Below are 22,332 nucleotides of genomic sequence, written 5' to 3'. Positions count from 1 at the left end.
ACCCTAGTGAGCGTGCCCGTGGCCCACGTCCGCAACCCCTGGCGGCGGCACCTCTTCGCCGAGCCGCTCGCGCGCTTCGGCCACCACGTCTGCCATCGTGAGGCGGGCGGACTCCGCGCCTTCCTCCGCCTTGCGCGCTCCGCGCAGGCCCCACTCGGTGGCCGTCACGGCGGCTTCCCGCAACGGCGCCCTCGCGACGATCCGCCGCGCCCCGTTGTAGGCGGCGACCCCCACGGCCCCGGTGACCACCGTCGAGGCGGCCTTGATGATCAGTCCGTGCAGAGGCATCGTCGTTCCTCCTGCTGGTGCGGCGTACGTCCATTGTGACGCACCGACCCGCGATCGCGGAGCCCTATCGGGAACCCACGGACGGCGTCGCGGCAGCGCCCGGCGCGACCGACCGCACCACATCGGCGAGCCTGCGGTAGCCGTCGACGCGCCCGCTGGAGGAGCGGAACACCAGGCCGATCGTCCGGCCCGGCGCCGGGCTCGCGAACCGGGCGGTGGCGAGGTCGCCGCGGCGGGTCTCCACCGGGACCGCCGAGTCCGGCACCAGGGTCACCCCGAGGCCGCCGGCGACGCACTGCACCACGGTCGCGAGCGAGGTAGCCCTTGTGTCCCCGGACGACGGGTGCGCGTCCACCGAGCGGCACAGGTCGAGGGTCTGGTCGCGGAGGCAGTGCCCCTCGTCGAGCAGCAGCAGCGGCAGGTCGTCGAGCACCTGTGGCGACAGGTCGACCCGACCGGCCAGCTCGTGGTCACCGGGCACCACCATCACGAAATCCTCTGTGTAGAGGGGGATCTCCACCAACCCGGTCGCCTCCGACGGGAGCGCAAGGACCGCGACGTCCAGCACGCCCGCGCGCAGCGAATCCAACAGCCGGGCGGTCTGGTCCTCGATCACCTGGGGCACCACGGCCGGCAGCTCCGCACGCATCGCAGGCAGCAGGGCGGGCAGGACGTACGGCGCGACGGTCGGGATCAGACCCATGCGAAGCGGGCCGCCGAGCCGGTCCCCCACGCCGGCCGCTGTGGCGACGAACCCGTCCGCGGCCTCGAGGATCATCTTCGCCTGCGCGAGCAGCTGGGTGCCGGCGTCCGTCACGAGCACCCGACGGGTGCTGCGCTCGATCAGCTGCACCCCGAGCCCGTTCTCGAGCGCCGCCAGCGCCTGCGACAACGTGGGCTGGCTCACATTCAATCGCGCTGCCGCGGTACCGAAGTGGCGGTATTCGGCCACCGCGACGAAGGCACGCAGCTGCGACAGTGTGGGTTGATAAGTCTGATCAGCCATACCTATCAGTGTAGTGGCATATATCGCCTTTACCTTTTGAAAGGTTTCGGGCACTATGGACTCATACCAAAGAGCGCAGGTCAGCGGGGAACCGCGAGACCCGCTCCCGGTATCGAAATCACCCCGGCGCAGCCACCAGTGTGGTTGCCCGTGCCCGAAGATCCATCACAAGTAGGAGGACGAGACATATGGCTCTGCTGACCATCGGCGACCAGTTCCCGGCGTACAACCTCAAGGCCGTCATCGGCGGGGACCTGTCCAAGGTCGACGCCCAGCAGCCCGACGACTACTTCACCCAGGTCACCAGCGACGACTACGCGGGCAAGTGGCGGATCGTGTTCTTCTGGCCCAAGGACTTCACCTTCGTGTGCCCCACCGAGATCGCCGCGTTCGGCAAGCTGAACGAGGAGTTCGCGGATCGCGACGCCCAGGTGCTCGGCGCCTCGGTCGACAACGAGTTCGTGCACTTCCAGTGGCGCGCACAGCACGACGAGCTCAAGACCCTCCCCTTCCCGATGCTCTCGGACCTCAAGCGTGAGCTGGCCGAGGCCACCGGCGTCCTCAACGCCGACGGTGTCGCGGACCGCGCCACCTTCATCGTGGACCCGAACAACGAGATCCAGTTCGTCTCCGTGACCGCCGGTTCCGTCGGCCGCAACGTCGACGAGGTGCTGCGCGTGCTCGACGCACTGCAGTCCGACGAGCTGTGCGCCTGCAACTGGAAGAAGGGCGACCCGACCATCAACGCCGGCGAGCTGCTGGCCGAGAGCGTCTAGTCATGAGCGTCGAGAACCTGAAGAACTCGCTGCCCGAGTACGCCAAGGACCTCAAGCTGAACCTCAGCTCGCTGTCCCGGTCCACCGAGCTGAACGAGCAGCAGCTCTGGGGCACGTTCCTCGCCGCAGCGGCCGCCACCCGGTCCGCGACCGTGTTGCGGGAGATCGCGGAAGAGGCCGCCGACAACCTGTCGGCGGAGGCATACAACGCCGCCCTCGGCGCCGCGTCGATCATGGGCATGAACAACGTCGCGTACCGCGCAAAGGGCTACCTCGGTGAGGATTACACCCAGGTGCGCATGGGCCTTCGCATGAACATCATCGGCAGCCCCGGCGTCGAGAAGGCCGACTTCGAGCTGTGGTCGCTCGCCGTGTCGACCATCAACGGCTGCGACCATTGCACCGGCGCCCACGACGCGGTCGTCCGCAAGGAGGGCCTGACCAAGGAACAGGTCTGGGAAGCCGTCAAGGTCGCCGCGACCCTCCAGGGCGTGGCCCAGGCGGTCACCGCCAGCGAGGCCCTCGCGGGCGCGAGCGTTTAGCCCGGCTTCACCCGTCACATCCCGAAGGTGTCTTTTGTGCGATCGGATAGCACAAAAGGCACCTTCGGTCGTTACCGGCGGTATCGTTTAACGATGAGTATCGAGGTTGACGTCGTCAGGGTCTTCACCGATGCGAACGGCCACCACGGCAACGCATTGGGCATCGTGGATGCGGCACTGGTGCCGGCGGATCGCAGGCAGGGCCTGGCCGCCGAACTCGGGTTCAGCGAGACGATTTTCGTCGAGCTGCCCGGCCCGGGCGCCGCGAGCACGCGGGCGCAGATCTTCACCCCAGCCACCGAACTGCCCTTCGCCGGGCACCCGACGGTGGGCCTGTCCTGGTGGCTGCGCGAACGGGGCGCGGCGGTCGACGTCCTCGAGGTCCCGGCGGGCCCGGTCACGACCTACGTCGATCACGGGATGACCTGGGTACGCGCCAAACCCGACTGGGCGCCCGAGTTCACCCTGCACCCGAAACCCGACTCCGCCGCGGTGGTCTCCACCAGGGCGGACTCGTTCGACTCCGGACACCACTACGTCTGGGCCTGGGCCGGCGAGGGTGCGATCAGATCCCGAATGTTCGCCCCGCTCATGGGGATTCCGGAGGACGAGGCCACCGGTGCGGCTGCGGTCCGGATCACCGAGCACCTGCGTCGAAGCCTGCACATCACCCAGGGGCGCGGCTCGCAGATCTACACCGTCTACTCGAAGGACGGATGGGTCGACGTCGGTGGACGCGTACACCCGGACCGCACGCTGAGCGCGTAGACCGACCGGCTACCCGGACAACGCGCGATCGACCGCGGCCTCGATGAGTTCGTCGATCTCGCTCTCCGAGAACAACTCCGGCAGCGTCAGCCGATCGACGATCAGCCAGTTCAGCGCGAGGTAGAGCAGGCGGACCGTGGTGGCGTCGCCCGGCATGCCCGCCTGCAGGTGGTTGGTGACGTTGAAGTCCAGGTCGGCCCGGATCCGTTCGGTCAGCACCGCGCGCAACTCGGGTCGCCGGGTCGCCTCGAGCCTGAGCTCGAGCAGGGCGAGGAAGCCCGTGCGGAACTCGGTGATCCTGCCGACGACCTCGCGCATCAGCCCGACCAGATGATCACGGTCGTGCGGACCCCCGAGGCTCTGCGCCAAGGACTCGTCGTCGGGGGTCAGCCGCTCGTAGAACCGGCCTCCCGCCTGAGCCAACAGGTCGTCGCGGTTGGCGAAGTAGTTCGACGCCGTACCCGGCGGCACCCCCGCTCGCGAATCGACGGCCCGGAAGGTGAGCCCGCGCGCACCCAGTTCCGCCAGGACCTCTATCGCGGCGTCGACCAATGCCGCTCGTCTCTCCGGATTACTCCGCACTTGACACCACTCCATCCGTAGTACTACGTTCAGACCACTTCAAACAGAGTACTACGGACGGAGCAGCTGTATGCGCAAGCTTGTGTACTACGTGGGAATCTCGCTCGACGGTTACATCGCCGGCCCGGGCGGCGAGTGGGACTTCATGCTCTTGGACGACGTGACCACATGGATCACCCAGCGATACCCGGACACCGTCCCCACCCACATCCGCCCGCACGTCGGCCTCGAGGGCACCGACCGCCAGGCGTTCGACACGGTGGTCATGGGCCTCGGGACCTATCAGCCAGGACTCGACGTCGGAGTCACCAGCCCCTACGCCCACCTGAAGCAGCATGTGGTCTCGACCACCCTCGGCGAGATCGCCGACCCGGCGGTCGAGCTGGTCACCGGCGACCCGCTCGGCCTCGTCCGCGAGCTCAAGGCCCAGGAGGGGATGGACATCTGGCTCGCGGGCGGCGGAAAGCTGGCGGGCACCCTGCTGCCCGAGATCGACGAGCTCGTCATCAAGCGCTACCCCGTGATCGCGGGGGCAGGCATCCCGGCGTTCGACGGAGCGTTCCTGCCGACGCGGTTCACCCCGACCCGCACCGAGTCCTTCGACAGCGGCGCCTCGGTCACCTGGTTCTCCCGGACCCCGGCGGCCTGACCCGACACGGGGCCGGTCGCCGTCAGCTCTCCGGCGACCGGCCCGCCGCCAGATCGGCATCGCTGAGCAGCACCTCGATCTCCCCGCCCAGCGTCACCCCCGGGGCCAGCGGCAACCGGTCGCCGCTCCAGAATCGGCCCGGGTCATACCAATTCGTCTTGCGGCGCTCGGTGAGCAGCCCCATGGACTCGTAGGTCTGCGCGACCACCTCGGCGCAGTACGCGCTCTCGAGCCCGGCCGAAGCCTCCGCGGAATCCCGGGCCGAACTGCGCCGCAGCGACGGCAGCCGGCCGCCGAACCAACGGGTGACCAGCTTGGCCGTGGACGGGAACGGCGTGCCGTCCAGCCGCGCGACGGTGCGCATCAACGCGTCCTCCTGCTCCCGGGTCACCGGCTCCTCGAGCTGCCGCAGCCAGCCGCGCTGACCGTACTTCGCACCCCACACCTGAACCGCCTGCCGCAGGTCGTGCAGCTGTACCCCGCGCTGGAACCGTCCGGTCCACATGTCCTGCAAGGAATGTCCGAGCTCCGCGTGCCACATCAGCGGCGGCATGTCGTCGAGAACCACCGACATCCCGACGTGGTTCACCGGGCTGTTCGTCAGCGTCTGGATCGCCCGATCGGCGCCCGAGTGCCCGCGGAAGATCCAGATGTCCCCGGTTCGGGTGGCATCCACGGCCTCGTCGAGGCTCACCTGCGATTCGTGCATCCGGCGACTCATGCACCTAGCCTAGAGCGATGCGCATGGACGGCAGGAACGTGTGGAAGCTCGTCGGACTCGCGGGCGTCGTCGGGGTCGCGGCAACGGGGGCACTCGCCGCGCGCGCCGAACGCAAGCGCCGCGCCTACACCCCCGACGAGGTCCGGTCCCAGCTGCACGCCCGTTTCGCGCAGGCCACCGCCGCGGCCGACCTCCCACGGGTGGATCTGATCGAGGTGAAACCCACTCTGCGCGAACGCCTGTCGGGCCTCTTCCGGCGCGTTCCCCGACCAGGCGGGAAATGACATGACCGATCGTATGGCCCGAACGCCGCAGGTTTCCGACGCGGTCTGGGATAGATCGGACTTCCCCGACAGTTCGACATGGACCGTGGTCCTCACCGGAACCGAGCGGTCGGAGATCGTCGGGGCGGCCAGATCCGGCGCCGCCGACGCCTCGCGCCTGTTCCCCACTCTTCGGGCCCGGTGCGCCCAGTGGGCGCACACGCTGAACTCGGGATGCGGATTCGTACTGCTGCGCGGATTCCCGCTCGACGAACTCGGAACCGACGAGGTCGAGCGGGCCCACCTCGCGCTGGGGTCCATGCTCGGAGATCCGGTGAGTCAGGATCGCGACGGCTCGGTGCTCACCCACATCCGCGACGAGCGGATCGAGAGAACCGATCCCACCGTCAGGCTCTACCGGACCAGGGAGCGCCAGGATTTCCACACCGACGGTTCCGATCTCGTCGCGCTGCTGTGCCTGGCCAAGGCGGCCACCGGAGGCGAGAGCTGGATCGCCAGCTCGGCAGCGATCTACAACGAGGTGCTGCGGCGGCGGCCGGATCTGCTCGAGGTCCTCTACTCCCCCATGCCCTGGGATCGCAACGGCGAGGAGGCCGCGGGCGACCCCCAGTACTTCGAACTCGCCCCACTCAATGACATCGGCGGATCACCCCGCCTGTTCTACATCAGCTGGTACATCCGCGACTCCCAACGGCACCCGCAGGCCCCACGCCTGACGGCCGAGCAATACGAGGCCATCGAACTCATCGAGGCCATCGCCAACGAGCCGCGCTTCCACGTCGAGATGGTCTTCGAACCCGGCGACGTCCAGATCCTGAACAACGGGCGCATCCTGCACGCCCGCAACACCTACCAGGACCATCCCGATCTCGACAGGCGCAGGCACCTGCTGCGATTGTGGCTGTCGGCCGCCAGCGCACACAGCGTCGCGGAACCGCTGCGATCGGGCATCCCGCGGCGCTGACCCAGGCGGCGATCCCGGCAGTGGGGTCGTAAGGCCCTAGCCGTGCCCGATCCCCGGGCAGATAATTGGCTGCATGGACTACGCGGTACCGGACACCGGCGTCATTCAGAGCGCGGTCGATCTTGCGTGCCGCGCGCCATCGGTGCACAACAGCCAGCCCTGGCGGTGGCGATACTCCGCGGGTCGGCTCGACCTGTTCAGCGAGCGCACCCGGCTCCTGCCCTCCGCCGATCCGTCCGGACGCCAGCTGCACATCAGCTGCGGCGCCGCGCTCCATCACGTGGAGGTCGCCCTCACCTCGCTGCGCTGGCGATCGGACATCGACCTCCTGCCGGAGCCCAGCCTGCCCCGGCTCGTCGCCGCCATCCACTGTCACAGGGACGCGACCCCGCGCTCACACGACTTCGACCTGGTCACCGCCATCCGCCACCGCCGCACCGATCGCAGACCCTTCGGCCCACTCGCCCCGGAGACGGGGCCGGCCGCGCGGCTGGGCGATCAGGCGGGCAGGTTCGGCATCACGCTGACGGTCCTCGCGCCCGAGGCGAGGACAGCGCTGGCCGCCGCGACCGATGCCAGCTCCGCGGCCAGGCGCTACGACGCCGATTACCAGGCCGAACTGCACTGGTGGGCCGGGCACTCCCTCACCGGTGAGGGGATACCTCCCGAGTCGCTGGCGACCACCGGCGAGAGCGCACACGTCCCGATCGGACGAGCGTTCCCTCGCCCCGGCAGGCAGGAGTCGACGCCCCGGCCGGGTGTCGACGAGTCCACCGTGCTGATGCTGAGCACCGATTCCGACTCACCTGCGTCCTGGACGCGGTGCGGGCAGGCGCTGTCCGCGGTCCTGCTCGAGGCGACATCGAGAGGGATCGCGACCTGCCCGCTGACGCACCTCACCGAGGTCGGTCGGAGCCGGGACATGATCGCGGCGCTTGCGCCCGGCGCCGGACTCCCCCAGGTCCTGCTGCGGATCGGCTCGGTCACCGGCTCGCCCCCGGCGGGGCGCACGCCGCGCCGATCGACCGCAGAGGTTCTCACCCTGCACTGAACCGTCGACCGGCCGGCGCGAGCGCTCAGCCGAGCGCCTTGAGGACCCCCGCCGCCATCTCGGCCACCTCGTCGTCGGTCATCACGAAGGACGGCGAGAACTGCATGGCGCCGACGCCCGCCGCGCGACCCGAGATGCCGTGCTCCCGAAGGGTCTTGACGAACGGCAACGCCTCCGCGGGGTCCGCGAGCTGCACCGCCGCCACCGCACCGAGACCGCTGCGCACCTCCGCGACCCGCGGGTGTTCGGCCAGCGGGGACAGGTGCTCGTGCAGCGAACGCTCGAGCCGGGCGGACTCCTCGAGGAGGTTCTCCCGCTCGAGGATGTCGAGGTTCGCCAGCGCCGCGGCTGCCGCGCCCGCGTGCCCGCCATAGGTGTACCCGTGCCGCCACCACACGCCACCGGAGAAGAAGGGCTCGGCGACCCGGGGCGCGATGAAAACCGCACCCATCGGGACGTATCCGGAGGTGAGGCCCTTCGCCGTGGTCACCATGTCCGGCTGCAGGTCGAAACGCGTCGAGGCGAACCACGACCCACCGATCCGGCCGAAGCCCGTGACCACCTCGTCGACGACGAACAGGATGTCGTGCTCGCGGCAGATCTGCCGAACCTCGGAGAGGTAGCCCTCCGGCGGCAGGTAGATCCCCCCCGCGCCGATGATCGGCTCGACGAAGAAGGCCGCGATCGTGTCCGCGCCCTCCCGCTCGATGAGTTCGAGCAGGCTCTTGCCGTTGTCCCACTCCACCGTCCTGGCATCCGGCATCAGCTCGCCGTAGCCTTCCCGGTTCACCGGGATGCCTGCCAGCGCGGTGCCTGCAACGTGCATGCCGTGGTAGGCCTTCTGCCGCCCGACCACGATCCGCTTGTTCGGCTTGCCCATCTCGTGCCAGTAGCGCCGGGCCAGCTTTGCCGCGGTGTCGACGGAGTCCGAGCCGCCCGAGGTGAAGAAGATCTTGCTACCGGGCACCGGCGCGATCGCGGACAGGCGCTCGGCGAGCGCGAATGTGGTCTCAGGCGCGAAGTCGCCGAAGTTGGAGAAGTGCGCGATCGACCGGAGCTGCGTCGCAACCGCGTCCGCGATCTCGGCGCGGCCGTGCCCGACGTTGGTGAACCACAGGCCCGCTGTCGCGTCCAGGTAGCGGTTGCCTTTGTCGTCCCAGATGTACGCGCCCTCGCCGCGGCTGACGACAAACGGACCGCCCTCGCTCACCGCGCCCATGTCCGCGAATCCGTGCCACAGTGCCTGGGTGTTCGTCACGCCATCTCCTCGCTCTCGCCGGTGGCGATCCCTTCCGCCGCCATCCGGCGCTCGGTTCCACCGTATCGCCACCGCTGGGCGAGCCTGCCCGCGGCGTTGACCGCGAACGACATCAGCACCATGGCCAACAGCAGCACCACCAGCCCGATGGACATCTGCAGGTAGCCCTGCACGCGGGGATCGATGAACGGATACGGGTACCAGTCGACGATCGGGCCGCGGACGAGTGTGTAGACGCCGTAGACGACCGGGAACGTCAGCCAGGTCATCGACTGCCCGTCGGTGATCCGCATCCGCGGCGGGTTGATCAGCCAATCGAGGAAGATCGCGAGCGGCAGGATCTCGTGAAGGAGGACGTTGATCCATTTGTCCTGCAGCATCACATCGACGTTGGCGAGCAGGACCGCGTAGATGATCCCGGTGATGACCATGTACACGGTGGTCGCGCCGCGAAAGAGCTGCCAATTCCGCGACTGCGGGTCCCCGAACGCCCCGACGAGGAACACGATCACCGTCAACACGTTGCTGAGGATGGTGAAGTAGCTGAAGTAATTGGTGGTCGAGAACGTCTCGCTGTCGATGTTGCGCAGCGGGATCCAGACCAGCGCGAGGATCCCGAGACCGGCGAACACCAGCCGCAGCGCCCGCCAGACCGGATTCGTGTGTGGGTAGACCGGGGTATCCGTGGCAGCAGTCACCCGCAGATGTTCGCACAGGGCAACAACGGGCTGCGGTATTTGAGTGGCGGCCTTTCGATAGGCTGGTCCGAGCATGTCCACCACACCTTCGCCCGAGCTGCCCGACGTCGACCGGCGCGAGCTCAAGCGCCGCCTGGCCCACCTCTCCCTCCGAGACGAGCACCGACTCCGACGCCGTCTCGACCGCGCCTCGAACCCCGAGGCCCTCACCGGGGTCCTCCGGGAGGTGTCGCAGGCGGAGGCGCGCATCGCCACTCGCCGCGCCAACACCCCGAAGACCAGCTACCCGGACAACCTTCCGGTCAGCCTGCGCCGTGACGACATCGCCGCCGCGATCGCGGCGAACCAGGTCGTCATCGTGGCCGGCGAGACCGGATCCGGTAAGACAACCCAGATCCCGAAGATCTGTCTCGACCTCGGGCGTGGGGTGCGCGGGCTGATCGGGCACACCCAGCCGCGCCGGATCGCGGCGCGCACCGTCGCTGAGCGCATCGCCGAGGAGTTGGACACCCCGCTCGGCGGGGCCGTGGGGTACACGGTCCGCTTCACCGACCAGGTGTCGGACGGCACCCTGATCAAGCTGATGACCGACGGCATCCTGCTCGCCGAGATCCAGCGCGACCGGATGCTGCGCCGGTACGACACCCTCATCATCGACGAGGCGCACGAACGCAGCCTCAACATCGACTTCATCCTCGGCTACCTCAGGGAACTGTTGCCGCGGCGGCCCGACCTGAAGGTGATCATCACCTCCGCGACGATCGACCCGGAGCGCTTCGCACAGCACTTCGCCGTGAACGGGGTGCCCGCACCGATCGTGGAGGTCTCGGGACGTACCTTCCCGGTCGAGGTCCGGTACCGGCCCCTGAGCGTCGACGTCGGCGAGCAGACCATCGATCGCGACCCCGTCGACGCGGTCGGCGAGGCGGTCGAGGAACTGCTCGGTGAAGGCGACGGCGACATCCTGGTGTTCCTCTCCGGCGAACGCGAGATCCGCGACACCGCCGACGCGCTGCGGGACCGCAAGCTGCGCGGCACAGAGATCCTGCCCCTGTACGCCCGGCTGTCCGCGGCCGAGCAGCACCGGGTCTTCGAGCGGCACACGGGCCGCCGGGTGGTGCTCTCGACCAACGTCGCGGAGACCTCGCTGACGGTCCCCGGCATCCGGTATGTCATCGATCCCGGCACCGCCCGCATCTCCCGGTACTCCGTGCGCACCAAGGTCCAGCGGCTGCCGATCGAGGAGATCTCGCAGGCCTCGGCCCGCCAGCGGGCCGGACGCTGTGGCCGTGTCGCAGACGGCATCTGCATCCGCCTCTACTCCGAGGACGACTTCGAGTCACGTCCGGCCTTCACCGAACCCGAGATCCTGCGCACCAACCTGGCGTCGGTGGTGCTGCAGATGACCGCCCTCGGCCTCGGCGACATCGCCGCCTTCCCGTTCGTGGAGGCGCCGGATCCGCGCGCCATCCGTGATGGCGTCGCGTTGCTCGAGGAACTCGGGGCGATCAAGCCGGGCGCCAAGGACGGCGTCACCGAGCTGACACCGGTGGGGCGGGAGCTCGCCCAGTTGCCGGTGGACCCCCGGATGGCCCGGATGCTCGCTCATGCGCACAACACCGGGTGCCTGCGCGAGACCCTCATCATCGTCGCCGCGCTGTCGATCCAAGACGTGCGCGAGCGGCCGGCCGAACACCAGCAGGCCGCCGACGAGAAGCACGCCAGGTTCACCGTGGGCGGCTCCGATTTCCTCGCCTACCTGAAGCTGTGGGAATACCTCGGCGAGCAGCGGAAGGAGCTGTCCTCCAACCAGTTCCGGAAGATGTGCAAGAACGAGTTCTTGCACTGGCTGCGGATCAGGGAGTGGCAGGACCTGCACGGCCAGCTCGCGCAGATCACCCGTGGGCTCGGCTGGACCGGCAACGACCAGCCCGCCGGCGAGGCCTCGGTGCACCAGGCGCTCCTGTCCGGGCTGCTCTCCCACATCGGCCTGCGCGAGGGCGACAAGCGAGACTTCCTCGGCGCCCGTGGCGCCCGGTTCGCGGTGTTCCCCGGTTCCTCGCTGTTCAAGAAGCCGCCACGCTGGGTGATGGCCGCCGAACTGGTGGAAACCTCCAGGCTCTGGGGCCGGATGGCGGCCGGCATCGAGCCCGAGTGGGCGGAGAAGCTGGCGCCGCACCTGATCAAGCGCACCTACTCCGAGCCGCACTGGTCGACCAAGCGCGCCTGCGCGATGGCGTACGAGCGGGTCACGCTGTACGGCATCCCGCTGGTCGCCAAGCGGGCGGTCACCTACAGCTCGATCGACCCAGAGACCTCGCGGGAGCTGTTCATCCGGCACGCGCTGGTCCAGGGCGAATGGCAGACCCAGCACAAGTTCTTCCATCAGAACCGGGCCCTGCTCGAGGACGTCGAGGAGATGGAGACCAGGGCACGCAGGCGCGACATCCTGGTCGACGACGAGGCCCTCTACGAGTTCTACGACCAACGCGTCGGCCAGGAAGCCGTGTCCGCCAGGCACTTCGACACCTGGTGGAAGCGCGCCAGGCGCACGGAACCGGACCTGCTGAACTTCACCGCGTCGACCATCGTGAACGCCGATGCCGCCGGGGTGCTCGGCGGTGATTATCCGAACACCTGGCGCCAGGGCGAGATCTCGTTCCCGCTGACCTACCAGTTCGAACCCGGGACCGAGGACGACGGCGTCACCGCACGCATCCCCGTCGCGCTGCTCGCCCAGGTCCGCCCGGTCGGCTTCGACTGGCTGGTGCCCGGCATGCGCGAGGACCTGGTCACCGCGCTCATCAAGACGCTGCCGAAACCGTTGCGCCGCACCGTGGTCCCCGCGCCCGACTACGCCAGGGCGGCGCTGTCGGCCGTCAAACCGCGATCCGAGGCGTTGACCATGGCGATCGCCAGGGAACTGTCCCGAATGGCAGGCGTCCCGATCTCGCCCCGCGACTTCGACCTGAGCGCGGTCCCCGATCACCTGCGGATGACCTTCGCCGCGGTCGACGGTTCGGGCAAGGTACTGGGCCGGAGCAAGAGCCTGACCGGGCTCTCCGCCTCGCTCTCGCCCCGCGTCGACGTCGAGGTGGCCAAGGCCGCCTCGAGCACCGAGCGTCCGGCCGCCGCGGTCTGGACGTCGGAGACACTCGGTACCCTGCCGGACAGCGTGACCCGCACCATCGCGGGCCAGAAGGTGGTCGGATACCCGGCGCTCGTCCCCGAGAAGGAGGGCGTCGCTGTCCGGGTCCTCAGCACCCCGCTCGCGCAGCGCCAGGCGATGCGCGAGGGCACAAGGGCCCTGCTGCTGAGCGCCATCGTCACCCCGACCAAGTCCGCGATCTCCGGCCTCGGCACCCGGGATCGGCTGGCCCTGAGCCAGAATCCGCACGGCAGCGTGGAGGCCCTCGTCGAGGACTGCCGGGCCTGCGCGGTGAATGAGCTGATGGACGCGAACGGCGGGCCGACCCGTACCCCTGAGGCGTTCGAGAAGCTGCAGGCCGCGGTGCGAGCCCAGCTCGCCACCCGGGTGGCGGTACTGGTCCGGTTGGTGGTCCCCGCGCTGTCCCGTGCCCAGGAGCTGCGCGTGATCCTCGATCGCGCCACGGGAGAGGCCGCCGACGATGTGCGCGAGCAGCTCGAGACGCTGATGTATGCCGGATTCGTCACCGACACCGGCACCGACCGGCTGCGGGAGCTGCCCCGGTACCTGGAGGGCGCCATCCGCCGTCTCGAGGCGCTCCCCGCGAGCGCGGGGCGCGACAGCCAGGGCTTGGTGATGCTGGACGCGGTGTACGAGGACTATGGCCGGTTGCTCGCCCGTCTGGACGAGCGCAGACACCACGACCCGGATGTGGACGCGGTCCGCTGGATGATCGAGGAACTGAGGGTCGGCCTGTTCGCGCAGTCGCTCGGTACCCCGTACCCCGTGTCCGAGAAGCGGATCCGAAAGGCGATCGCCGCGATCACCAGGTGACGGTCAGTCGGTCGCGGATTCTTCGCGATGCACGCGCAGGTCCTTGATCTCGCGCTCGAAATCCTCGGCGGAGCTGAAAGAGCGGTACACCGAGGCGAATCGCAGGTAGGCCACCTCGTCGAGGTCGCGGAGCGGACCGAGGATCGCCAACCCGACCTCGTTGCTGGGGATCTCGGCCGATCCGGCCGCGCGCACGGCCTCCTCGACCTTCTGGGCGAGCTTGTAGAGCGCGTCCTCGTCCACCGCCCGGCCCTGGCAGGCGCGCCGGACGCCGCGGACCACCTTCTCGCGGCTGAACGGCTCGGTCACGCCGCTGCGCTTGACCACCGAGAGCACCGCGGTCTCGACGGTGGTGAACCGCCGACCGCATTCCGGGCACGATCGCCGCCTGCGAATGGCGTTGCCCTCGTCGGCTTCACGAGAGTCGACCACGCGCGAATCGGGATGCCTACAGAACGGGCAATGCATGGCGAATCCTTCGTCGGAACCGAGGAGCCCTGTACGACCACTGGATGTGGTGGGGCTGACAGGGTTCGAGGATACCGCCGCCGGGCGCCCGAGGGCGCGCATCGGGGTTCAGTCCACCGGTCCGACGGGCACCACCAGCGATTGTCCCGCCTGCACCGAGGCTCCTGACATGGCGTTCAGGTCGAGAATCCGCGCCACGACCTGCTCGACACGGCCCTCCGGTGCGACGCGCGACGCGACGTCGCTGAGCGTCTCTCCGCCCTGCACCTGCACCACCGCGGTCTCGCCGAGGGCGAACTGCGGGTTCGACCGGGCCTGCGCGATCCCGAGCAGGCCGGCCACGGCGACCGCCGACAGCAGCATCCCCACGACCAGCGCGCCGAGTCCGCTCTCCCGCTCGCTCTTGCCGTGAACCGCCCTCGACACCGGCATCGGCGCCCGGCCGTATTCGACGAAGCCGTCCACCCGGCGCCTGCGTGCGACCACCTGTCGCGACCTGCCGCCGTTCGGGACCGTGTTCTTCGGGACCGCCCTGCTCGTGGGAACTGCCATGCTCATGGGGACTGCCATGCTCATCGGAACCTCCGCCGGTGATGGTTTCGCTTCATTCGTTCACACGTTCGAGTGAACGCATGTTCGATTTCTACCACGACGGTCCGACAAAGTCTCGACTTGACGCGACACATCTCGAACAGATGTTTGAAACATGCTGGAATCCGGTCTAGATTCGTGTCAGAACCCACATCGACACGGGAGGCCCTCCATGAAGGACGACAGCTCCAACGACGGCTCGGCCGCCACCCCAGGCGGAACCGACCTCGCGGCGGGGCTCACGGATCGACAGCGCCGGGTGCTGGAGGTGATCCGCGCCTCGGTCAGCGAACGCGGCTACCCGCCGAGCATCCGCGAGATCGGCGACGCGGTCGGGCTCACCTCGACCTCGTCGGTCGCGCACCAGCTCCGCACGCTCGAACGCAAGGGATTCCTGCGACGCGATCCCAACCGTCCGCGCGCCGTGGACGTCCGCGGGCTGGACGACGGTGTGGCGGCCTCCGACACCGAGGCCGGATTCGAGCACGCGGCGCAGCCCGCGGGCGAGGGCACCGAGACCCAGCTGCCGAAGCCGACTTTCGTCCCCGTGCTCGGACGGATCGCCGCAGGCGGTCCGATCCTCGCCGAGGAGGCCGTCGAGGACGTGTTCCCCCTCCCCCGCGAGCTCGTCGGCCAGGGATCGTTGTTCCTGCTGAAGGTGGTCGGCGAATCGATGATCGAGGCGGCGATCTGCGACGGCGACTGGGTGGTCGTCCGGCAGCAGAGCGTGGCCGACAACGGCGACATCGTGGCCGCGATGATCGACGGCGAGGCGACCGTCAAGACATTCAAGCGGAGCAAGGGCGAGGTGTGGCTGATGCCGCACAATCCGCTGTTCGAACCGATCCCCGGCAACGACGCGGCCATTCTCGGCAAGGTCGTCACGGTGATGCGCAAGATCTGATCGGCCGAGACCGAACCCCGGTACGCACGAGAAAGGCCGCGGCACCCGGTGCCGCGGCCTTTCTCGTGTCCGGTCCGATCAGGACAGGTTCAGTCCCCGGCCGATGATCTCCTTCATGATCTCGGTGGTGCCGCCGTAGATGGTCTGCACGCGAGAGTCCATGTACGCCTTGGCGATCGGGTACTCGCGCATGTAGCCGTAGCCGCCGTGCAGCTGAAGGCAGCGATCGATCAGCTTGACCTGCGCCTCGGTGGTCCACCACTTGGCCATCGCGGCCTCCTGGACGGTGAGCTTGCCTTCGTTGAGCTGCTCGATGAACTTGTCCACGAGGATCCGCACGGCGGTGGTCTCGGTGGCGAGCTCGGCGAGCACGAAGCGGGTGTTCTGGAAGCTGCCGATCGGCTTGCCGAACGCCTTGCGGTCGCGGACGTACTGCATCGTCATCTCGAGGCAGGATTCCATCGCTGCGGCGGCGACGACGGCGATCGACATGCGCTCCTGCGGCAGGTTCTGCATCAGGTAGATGAAGCCCATGCCCTCCTCGCCGAGGAGGTTGGCAGCGGGGACCCGCACGTCGGTGAAGCTGAGCTCGGCGGTGTCCTGCGCCTTGAGGCCGATCTTGTCCAGATTACGACCGCGCTCGAAGCCCTCCATGCCGCGCTCGACGACGAGGAGCGAGAAGCCCTGGGCGCCCTTGTCCGGGTCCGTGCACGCGACCACGACCACCAGGTCGGCGTTGATCCCGTTGGTGATGAAGGTCTTCGAGCCGTTGAGGACCCAGTGGTCGCCGTCGCGCACCGCGCGGGTCTTGATGTTCTGCAGGTCGCTGCCGGTTCCTGGCTCGGTCATCGCGATCGCGGTGATGATCTCACCGGAACAGAAACCGGGCAGCCAGCGCTTCTTCTGCTCCTCGTTGGCCAGCTTGAGCAGGTACGGCGCCACCACGTCGTTGTGGAGCATGAAACCGACGCCACTGAAACCACCACGGGTGGTCTCCTCGGTGATGATGGCGTTGTAGCGGAAGTCCTCGACGCCGCCGCCGCCGTACTCCTCGGGCACGTCCATGCCGAGGAAGCCCTGCTCGCCCGCCTTCTTCCAGACCTCACGGTCGACGATGTTCTGCTCTTCCCACTTGTCGTGGTTGGGAGCGACCTCCTGCTCGAGGAACTTCTGGTAGGACTCCCGGAAGAGAAGGTGCTCGGGCTCGAAAAGCGTGCGTTCCATCAAGGCTCCTGTGTGTCGACGTAGCTGCCTGCCAGGCTAGGCGTCGTCCGACTCGGCGGTCGATGACCCTAGCGAGCGCAATCTGTGACCAACAGCGACTCCCGGCCGCGGCGACGAGTGGGTCACCGACGCAGCCGCGCCAGCGCCCGCATCAGCGGGTACCCGACGAGGATCCCGACCGAGCCCCACGCGATGCCGCCGAGCTCAACCGAGCCGACCATCAGGGTGAGGTTTCCGATGCCTGCCACCAGCGCCGCGGCGACCACCGTGAGATTCACCGGATCGGTGAAGTCGACCATGGCCTCCATCCAGATCCGCACGCCGAGAATGCCGATGAGCCCGTAGAGCACCAGCGTCGCGCCGCCGATCACGCCGTCCGGCACGGTGAACACGAGGGCACCGAACTTCGGCGAGAACGCGAGCACGATCGCCGTCGCCGCCGCCACCCAGTAGGCGGCGGTGGAGTACACCCTGGTCGCCGCCATCACGCCGATGTTCTCCGCATAGGTGGTGGTGCCGGAGCCACCGCCCGCGCCGGCGAGGGTGGTGGCGAGACCGTCCGCGAAGAGCGCGTCGCCCGCGACGTCGTCGAGCGACCGACCGGTCATCGCCGCGACCGCCTTGACGTGACCGACGTTCTCGGCGATCAGCACGATCACCACTGGGAGCGCGAGCGCGATCGCCGACCACTGGAAGCTCGGCCCCCGCAGGTGCGGCAGGCCCACCCAGGCCGCCTCACGCAGCGCGTCCACCCGCTCGGTCGACAGGCCGCCGGTGACCGCCGCGAACACCCACCCGATCACCACGCCGACGAGGATTCCCAGCCTGCCGAGCAGCCCAGGACCGGCGGCGGTGACGACGAGGATCGCGACGAGGGTGACGGCCGCGATCAGCGGCTGGGCCTGAAACGAGCCGACCGCCGCAGGCGCCAGGTTCAATCCGATCAGCATGACCACGGCACCGGTCACCACCGGCGGCATCACGGCGTCGAGCACCCTGGCGCCCGCGAGCTTGACCACGATGCCGACCAGCATCAGCACGACGCCGACGGCCAGCACCGCGCCGAGCTGCGCGGCGGGTCCGTCGGCCGCCGAGGCGGTGAGCGGAGCGATGAAGGCGAACGACGAACCGAGATAGCTCGGGATCCGGCCCCTGGTGATGACGAGAAACAGCACGGTGCCGATCCCCGAGAACAAGAGCGTGGTCGTCACCGGGAATCCGGTGATCGTCGGCACCAACAATGTCGCGCCGAACATCGCGATCACGTGCTGCATGCCGATTCCGACCGTGCGGGGCCACGACAGCCGCTCGTCGGGTGCCACGACAGCACCGTCTGCGATTCGCTTGCCGTCGCCGTGCATCTGCCAGCGGAATCGGGATCCGCCGGCGCCCGTCGTCATCTCCTGCTCAGTCACGGGGGCCAATTCTAGGACGCGACACCGCATTCGCGCCCATGGAGGAAACGGTGCGATCGATCGGCCCCTCGGCTAGCGTTACCGCCCATGAACGGGCCAGCTGGTCCGTGACTTCCGTTCCCGAGGAGTTCCATGTCTATTCGTCCCACTTTGGGGAGTGTTGGCGAACATGAACTGCAGAACGAATTCGGCACGACAGAACGTGCCGAGCGGTTCTATTCCGATCAGATGCTCAATCACCTGAACCCGACAATGATCGAGTTCGTAGCCCGGCAGGAAATGGCGTTCATCGCGACCGCCGATGCACACGGCGAATGCGACTCCACATTCCGGGCGGGTGAACCGGGCTTCATCCACGTCATCGACCCGCGGACCGTCGCGTATCCGGAGTATCGCGGCAACGGGGTGATGGCCAGCCTCGGCAACATCAGGGAGAACCCTCATGTCGGGATCCTGATGATGGATTTTGTCCGCGACCTGATCGGTCTCCACGTCAACGGTTCGGCCCGCATCGTCGAGGACGTCGACCTCCGTGCCCAGCTGGCCGACCTGCCCGACACACACGCCAACGGCCGCACGCCCGAACGCTGGGTGGTCGTGGATGTCGAAGAGGCATACATTCACTGCCGCAAGCACATTCCACGGATGGCGCCCGTCGACCGGGATCGGTCCTGGGGCACCGATGACGTGCGCCGAAAGGGTGGCGACTACTTCGACGCCAAGGGAACCCCGCACGAGCTGCCGGAGCCGGTCGCGCCGGCCGCAGAGATCCCGGCCGAGCCCGCGAAGGCGCCCGCGCGGAAGCGGACCTCGAAGAAGGCGGCCAGCGGAAAAGCCCCTGCCAGCAAGACGACTCCGGCGACCAAGACTCCGGCCACAAAGACACCGGCGGCCAAGACACCAGCCAAGAAGGCCCCCGCACGAAAGGCCGCTCCACGAAAGGCGGTCGCCGCGACGGCTGCCACCTCACGGACCCCGGTCAAGAAGAGCGTCACCCAGAAGACCACCGCCGCACGCATTGCGGCGAAGCGGGCGGGCGCTTCGGAGCCGGCCGTCAAGGAGTGACCGGAGGATCTACTGCCGGGTCCAGGCGATCAGATCGTCGGCGGTCCACGTGTTGACCACCCGGTCGGTCCCGATCCCGGCCGCCTGAGCCCGCTCACACCCGTATCCCTGGAAGTCGAGCTGGCCGGGCGCGTGCGCGTCGGTGTCGATCGCGAACAGGCAGTCGCGTTCGAGTGCCAGCTCGATCAGGCGCGCGGGCGGATCACGACGCTCGGGCCTGCTGTTGATCTCCACCGCCGTGCCGAACTGGCGGCACGCCTCGAACACGACCTCCGCGTTGAACTTCGACTCCGGCCTGGTCCCTCGGGTGCCCTCGACCAGCCTGCCGGTGCAGTGCCCGAGCACGTCCACATGCGGGTTCGCGACGGCCCGCACCATCCGTCTGGTCATCGCGTCGGACTCCATCGCGAGCTTCGAGTGCACGCTCGCGACAACGATGTCGAGTTCGGCGAGCAACTCCTCCTCCTGATCCAGGGAGCCGTCATCGAGGATGTCCACCTCGATCCCGGTCAGGATGCGGAACGGCGCGAGCTCCGAGTTCAACTCCGCCACCACCTCGAGCTGTCGGCGCAACCGCTCCGCGGATAGTCCGTTCGCCACCGTCAGCCGCGGCGAATGGTCGGTCAGTGCGCAGTACTCGTGACCGACCATCGCGGCCCGGCGCATCATCTCCCCGATGGGGCTACCGCCATCGGACCAGTCCGAGTGCGTGTGCAGGTCGCCGCGCAGCGCCGCGAGCAGCGCCCGCCCACCCTCACCGATCTGGCCGGCCTTCGACTTCACCTCGGTCAGGTAGGCGGGCACCCCGCCCGTATACGCCTCCGCGATCACCGCGGCCGTCTTGGGCCCGATCCCGCTCAGCGCGGCCCAGGTCCCGGTGCGGCCGAGCCGGTCCCGCTGCTCGTCGCTCAGTGCCTCGACGATGTCCGCGGCGCGGCGGTAGGCCTTGACGCGGTGCGTCTCGGCCCGCGATCGCTCGAGCCAGTATGCGATCTCCCGCAACGCCTCGACAGGGTCCATGTGTACATCCTGAGCCTTCGGTGGTGGCCTGGCCACCGATTACGAACAACGCCCGTCGTTCTACTGCGCGAGCAAGCCCGTGCGCTCGGCGACCCAGTCGAGCTCGCGGGCCAGCGCTGGTCCCCACACCTGCGGGCTGTGGCCCCCGGGCAGCTCGTAGTAGCGGACGTTCATCCCGGCGGACCTCGCTGCCGCGAACATGCGCTGCTGTTGGGGTCGGTACTCCTCGTCACCGCTGCCCGACACGAACACCCCGGCCAGCTGCGGCATGGAGGTCACGGCCAGCAGGTCGCGCGCGTTCACCGCAGCGAACGCGGACTCGTCGCCCCCGAACGTCGCGGCAACCGTGCTCGCGTGGTCACCGAGGGACGGCTCGTCCTGGCCCGAAATGTCCACGAAGGTCGGATAGACGTCCGGGTGGCGGACCGCCAGCTGGACCGAGCAGGTCCCGCCATAGGAGAAGCCCCCGATCGCCCGGTGCTCGGGATCGTTGTCCACCTGGAGGTGGCCTGCGATCCAGTCCGGCACGTCCCGCGCCAGATAGGTGTCCACGTTTCCGAGCTGTGAATCCAGGCACAGCGGCAACGCATCGGTGGCGCCGAGCGCGTCCGGGACCACGACGACCGGGGCGAGTCCGTCGTGTTCGGCGGCGAATGCGGTGACCGTCTCGGCCAAAGCGCCGAGGGTGAGCCAGTCGTCCGGCTTCCCGGGATTGCCCGCCACGAGTACCAGCACAGGAAGCATCGCCCGCGGGGAATCCAGATAGGCGGGCGGCAGGTAGAGCAGCGCGGGCCGTGACGCGAAACCCGACACCGCGCCAGGGATCTCGACGTGCGTGAGCATCCCGTCCCGGGTCGAGCGCAACGGCCGTCGCCAGACACTGGCCACGGGATCACCCGTCTGGACCGCGGCCTGTGGTCCTGGCACCGCGGCGAAATCCGTCGCCAGAGCGCCGGGGGGCGCACGATGGCCGATCACCGCACCGAGGGTGGGAAAGGTGCCGAGATCCTCGTTCACCACTCCTGCACCGCACGCGAGAAGCGCCGTGGCCGTCGCGAACGCAAGCGCCACCCTCCCACGACCCCGGGGACGAAGCAGGCAGACCGCTGCCGCGAACACGCCGAAGAGGCCGACTGCGATCCCCAGACAGCTCTGCACCGACAATTGAGGTGGCAGCGGTCGCAGTGCCGACCACACCGCGACCGCGATGCAAGCGGATGTCGCCACGGCGAGGCCCGCGACCGTCCCACGCACCCGAATCGAGACCCCTCGCAGCGCCGTGCTCGCGCCGACAAGCCCTCCCACCCCAAGAACGACAACAGCGGTCGCTGCAAGGGCGCCGGTCATCGACACCTGCGAGAGCGCGCTCAACACGGCATTGGCGTACATCGGACCAGTATCACGAGCGGTCCGGTCCCGACACCAATCGGACAATCGTGGCCGCCTGCGCCGGCGTGGCGCTCGGCGTCGAATCAGGTCCGACGACTGGCGCGGGGCGGTAGCTGAGTTTGCGCCCACTCCGCCCACTCGCGGTTCATGGTGTGGAAGCGTTCGCCCCACTCCATGGCGATCCGACCGTAGACCGACAGATCGGTGTCGTCCCAGTCGATGGTGGTCTTCAGTGCGGCCAGCTCGCCGTGTGCTTTGAGTGAGCGATCCTCGACATCGCGGAGGTACTGGCGAGCATGCTCCTGGGAGTCGACGCCGAGGAAGAACACGCGCAGCAGCATTTCGTTCCGCGCCACCCGCTTGGGTTTCGTGGTGGTGAGCCAGGTGCGCAGGTCGTCGAGCCCGGCGTCGGTGATCGTGTATTCCTTGCGCCCGCGCGGACCCTCGTCGGTGACGGCGATCAGTCCGGTATCGGCGAGTTTGGTGAGCTCGGTATAGATCTGGCTCTGGGTCGCGGGCCATACGTTCGCGAGGGACTCCTTGAAGCGCCGTAGCAGGTCGTAGCCGCTGGCCGGTCGATCGGACAGCAGCCCTAGCAGCGCGTAGCGGAGACTCATGACATTCACTCTACATTCCAGTATTGACATGTCGAGACTGGAGGCTCATTGTTTGACATGTCAGAACTGG

The 22,332-nt window shown here is 68.5% G+C and carries 22 protein-coding genes and 1 pseudogene; 10 read left to right on the top strand and 13 right to left on the bottom strand.

Annotated features, from left to right (window positions below; translation table 11 throughout):
- Positions 1 to 3 precede the first annotated feature (3 nt).
- Together JOE46_RS02720 and JOE46_RS02715 are read right to left on the bottom strand one after the other, a co-directional pair.
- Positions 4 to 288: a DUF1490 family protein gene (locus JOE46_RS02720; protein WP_209926167.1), complete on the bottom strand. Its 285-nt coding sequence runs from the start codon at positions 286 to 288 to the stop codon at positions 4 to 6.
- A 64-nt stretch (positions 289 to 352) separates the two neighbouring features.
- Complete coding sequence (locus tag JOE46_RS02715; protein WP_097211244.1) at positions 353 to 1,294, bottom strand: LysR substrate-binding domain-containing protein; 942 nt, start codon at positions 1,292 to 1,294, stop codon at positions 353 to 355.
- 188 nt (positions 1,295 to 1,482) lie between these two features.
- Between JOE46_RS02715 and JOE46_RS02710 the strand changes: the two genes are divergently transcribed.
- From JOE46_RS02710 to JOE46_RS02700, 3 genes are all read left to right on the top strand, one after another.
- A complete protein-coding gene (locus tag JOE46_RS02710; protein WP_077041398.1) occupies positions 1,483 to 2,070 on the top strand; it encodes a peroxiredoxin in 588 nt (195 codons plus the stop codon).
- 2 nt (positions 2,071 to 2,072) lie between these two features.
- Entirely contained in the window at positions 2,073 to 2,612 is a 540-nt protein-coding gene (locus JOE46_RS02705; RefSeq protein ID WP_097211243.1) for a carboxymuconolactone decarboxylase family protein, read from the top strand.
- A gap of 93 nt (positions 2,613 to 2,705) precedes the next feature.
- Entirely contained in the window at positions 2,706 to 3,380 is a 675-nt protein-coding gene (locus JOE46_RS02700) for a PhzF family phenazine biosynthesis protein (protein WP_097211242.1), read from the top strand.
- Between the two features lie 9 nt (positions 3,381 to 3,389).
- On the opposite strand, the gene JOE46_RS02695 is transcribed toward JOE46_RS02700, so the two are convergent.
- Positions 3,390 to 3,962 carry a TetR/AcrR family transcriptional regulator gene (locus tag JOE46_RS02695; RefSeq protein ID WP_097211241.1) on the bottom strand — a complete coding sequence of 191 codons (573 nt, stop codon included), beginning with the start codon at positions 3,960 to 3,962 and terminating at the stop codon, positions 3,390 to 3,392.
- A 70-nt stretch (positions 3,963 to 4,032) separates the two neighbouring features.
- Between JOE46_RS02695 and JOE46_RS02690 the strand changes: the two genes are divergently transcribed.
- Positions 4,033 to 4,611 carry a dihydrofolate reductase family protein gene (locus JOE46_RS02690; RefSeq protein ID WP_209926155.1) on the top strand — a complete coding sequence of 193 codons (579 nt, stop codon included), beginning with the start codon at positions 4,033 to 4,035 and terminating at the stop codon, positions 4,609 to 4,611.
- Between the two features lie 22 nt (positions 4,612 to 4,633).
- Here JOE46_RS02690 and JOE46_RS02685 read toward each other — a convergent pair whose 3' ends face one another.
- A complete protein-coding gene (locus JOE46_RS02685; protein ID WP_097211239.1) occupies positions 4,634 to 5,332 on the bottom strand; it encodes a hypothetical protein in 699 nt (232 codons plus the stop codon).
- Positions 5,333 to 5,349: 17 nt separating this feature from the next.
- On the opposite strand from JOE46_RS02685, the gene JOE46_RS02680 reads away from it, so the two are divergent.
- From JOE46_RS02680 to JOE46_RS02670, 3 genes are all read left to right on the top strand, one after another.
- A complete protein-coding gene (locus JOE46_RS02680; protein ID WP_097211238.1) occupies positions 5,350 to 5,616 on the top strand; it encodes a hypothetical protein in 267 nt (88 codons plus the stop codon).
- 1 nt (position 5,617) lies between these two features.
- The gene (locus JOE46_RS02675) at positions 5,618 to 6,580 is read left to right on the top strand and encodes a TauD/TfdA family dioxygenase (protein WP_245220905.1); all 963 of its coding nucleotides are present in this window, start codon (positions 5,618 to 5,620) and stop codon (positions 6,578 to 6,580) included.
- A gap of 73 nt (positions 6,581 to 6,653) precedes the next feature.
- Positions 6,654 to 7,631: a hypothetical protein gene (locus JOE46_RS02670; RefSeq protein ID WP_209926153.1), complete on the top strand. Its 978-nt coding sequence runs from the start codon at positions 6,654 to 6,656 to the stop codon at positions 7,629 to 7,631.
- A gap of 25 nt (positions 7,632 to 7,656) precedes the next feature.
- Here the strand turns inward: JOE46_RS02670 and JOE46_RS02665 are convergent, their stop codons facing one another.
- Entirely contained in the window at positions 7,657 to 8,850 is a 1,194-nt protein-coding gene (locus JOE46_RS02665) for an aspartate aminotransferase family protein (protein ID WP_097211338.1), read from the bottom strand.
- 35 nt (positions 8,851 to 8,885) lie between these two features.
- Positions 8,886 to 9,587: a Pr6Pr family membrane protein gene (locus JOE46_RS02660; protein WP_269588119.1), complete on the bottom strand. Its 702-nt coding sequence runs from the start codon at positions 9,585 to 9,587 to the stop codon at positions 8,886 to 8,888.
- Between the two features lie 73 nt (positions 9,588 to 9,660).
- Here JOE46_RS02660 and hrpA point away from each other — a divergent pair, with 73 nt between their 5' ends.
- A complete protein-coding gene (gene hrpA / locus JOE46_RS02655) occupies positions 9,661 to 13,569 on the top strand; it encodes an ATP-dependent RNA helicase HrpA (RefSeq protein ID WP_097211235.1) in 3,909 nt (1,302 codons plus the stop codon).
- 3 nt (positions 13,570 to 13,572) lie between these two features.
- On the opposite strand, the gene nrdR is transcribed toward hrpA, so the two are convergent.
- Both nrdR and JOE46_RS02645 read right to left on the bottom strand, forming a co-directional pair.
- On the bottom strand, positions 13,573 to 14,037 hold the full coding sequence (nrdR, locus tag JOE46_RS02650; protein WP_077041388.1) for a transcriptional regulator NrdR: 465 nt from the start codon (positions 14,035 to 14,037) through the stop codon (positions 13,573 to 13,575).
- Positions 14,038 to 14,145: 108 nt separating this feature from the next.
- Positions 14,146 to 14,613: a LysM peptidoglycan-binding domain-containing protein gene (locus JOE46_RS02645; protein ID WP_143548428.1), complete on the bottom strand. Its 468-nt coding sequence runs from the start codon at positions 14,611 to 14,613 to the stop codon at positions 14,146 to 14,148.
- A 187-nt stretch (positions 14,614 to 14,800) separates the two neighbouring features.
- On the opposite strand from JOE46_RS02645, the gene lexA reads away from it, so the two are divergent.
- Positions 14,801 to 15,532 (top strand): transcriptional repressor LexA, encoded by a 732-nt coding sequence (lexA, locus tag JOE46_RS02640; protein ID WP_097211233.1) that lies wholly within the window; start codon positions 14,801 to 14,803, stop codon positions 15,530 to 15,532.
- Between the two features lie 78 nt (positions 15,533 to 15,610).
- Here lexA and JOE46_RS02635 read toward each other — a convergent pair whose 3' ends face one another.
- A complete protein-coding gene (locus JOE46_RS02635) occupies positions 15,611 to 16,756 on the bottom strand; it encodes an acyl-CoA dehydrogenase family protein (protein ID WP_027499503.1) in 1,146 nt (381 codons plus the stop codon).
- Between the two features lie 122 nt (positions 16,757 to 16,878).
- Positions 16,879 to 18,156 carry a uracil-xanthine permease family protein gene (locus JOE46_RS02630; protein ID WP_373560242.1) on the bottom strand — a complete coding sequence of 426 codons (1,278 nt, stop codon included), beginning with the start codon at positions 18,154 to 18,156 and terminating at the stop codon, positions 16,879 to 16,881.
- 147 nt (positions 18,157 to 18,303) lie between these two features.
- Here JOE46_RS02630 and JOE46_RS26245 point away from each other — a divergent pair.
- A pseudogene (locus JOE46_RS26245) lies at positions 18,304 to 18,963 on the top strand (pyridoxamine 5'-phosphate oxidase family protein); the annotation flags it as partial.
- A 282-nt stretch (positions 18,964 to 19,245) separates the two neighbouring features.
- On the opposite strand, the gene JOE46_RS02620 reads toward JOE46_RS26245, so the two are convergent.
- The 3 genes from JOE46_RS02620 to JOE46_RS02610 form a co-directional block, all read right to left on the bottom strand.
- A complete protein-coding gene (locus tag JOE46_RS02620; protein WP_097211231.1) occupies positions 19,246 to 20,256 on the bottom strand; it encodes a PHP domain-containing protein in 1,011 nt (336 codons plus the stop codon).
- A 60-nt stretch (positions 20,257 to 20,316) separates the two neighbouring features.
- Entirely contained in the window at positions 20,317 to 21,645 is a 1,329-nt protein-coding gene (locus tag JOE46_RS02615) for an esterase family protein (protein ID WP_097211230.1), read from the bottom strand.
- Positions 21,646 to 21,728: 83 nt separating this feature from the next.
- Positions 21,729 to 22,262 (bottom strand): PadR family transcriptional regulator, encoded by a 534-nt coding sequence (locus JOE46_RS02610; RefSeq protein WP_097211229.1) that lies wholly within the window; start codon positions 22,260 to 22,262, stop codon positions 21,729 to 21,731.
- Positions 22,263 to 22,332 lie beyond the last annotated feature (70 nt).

Source organism: Rhodococcus sp. PvR099 (assembly GCF_017833315.1).
GTDB lineage: Bacteria > Actinomycetota > Actinomycetes > Mycobacteriales > Mycobacteriaceae > Rhodococcus_G > Rhodococcus_G oryzae.
This window is presented reverse-complemented; position numbering and strand designations above follow the sequence as displayed.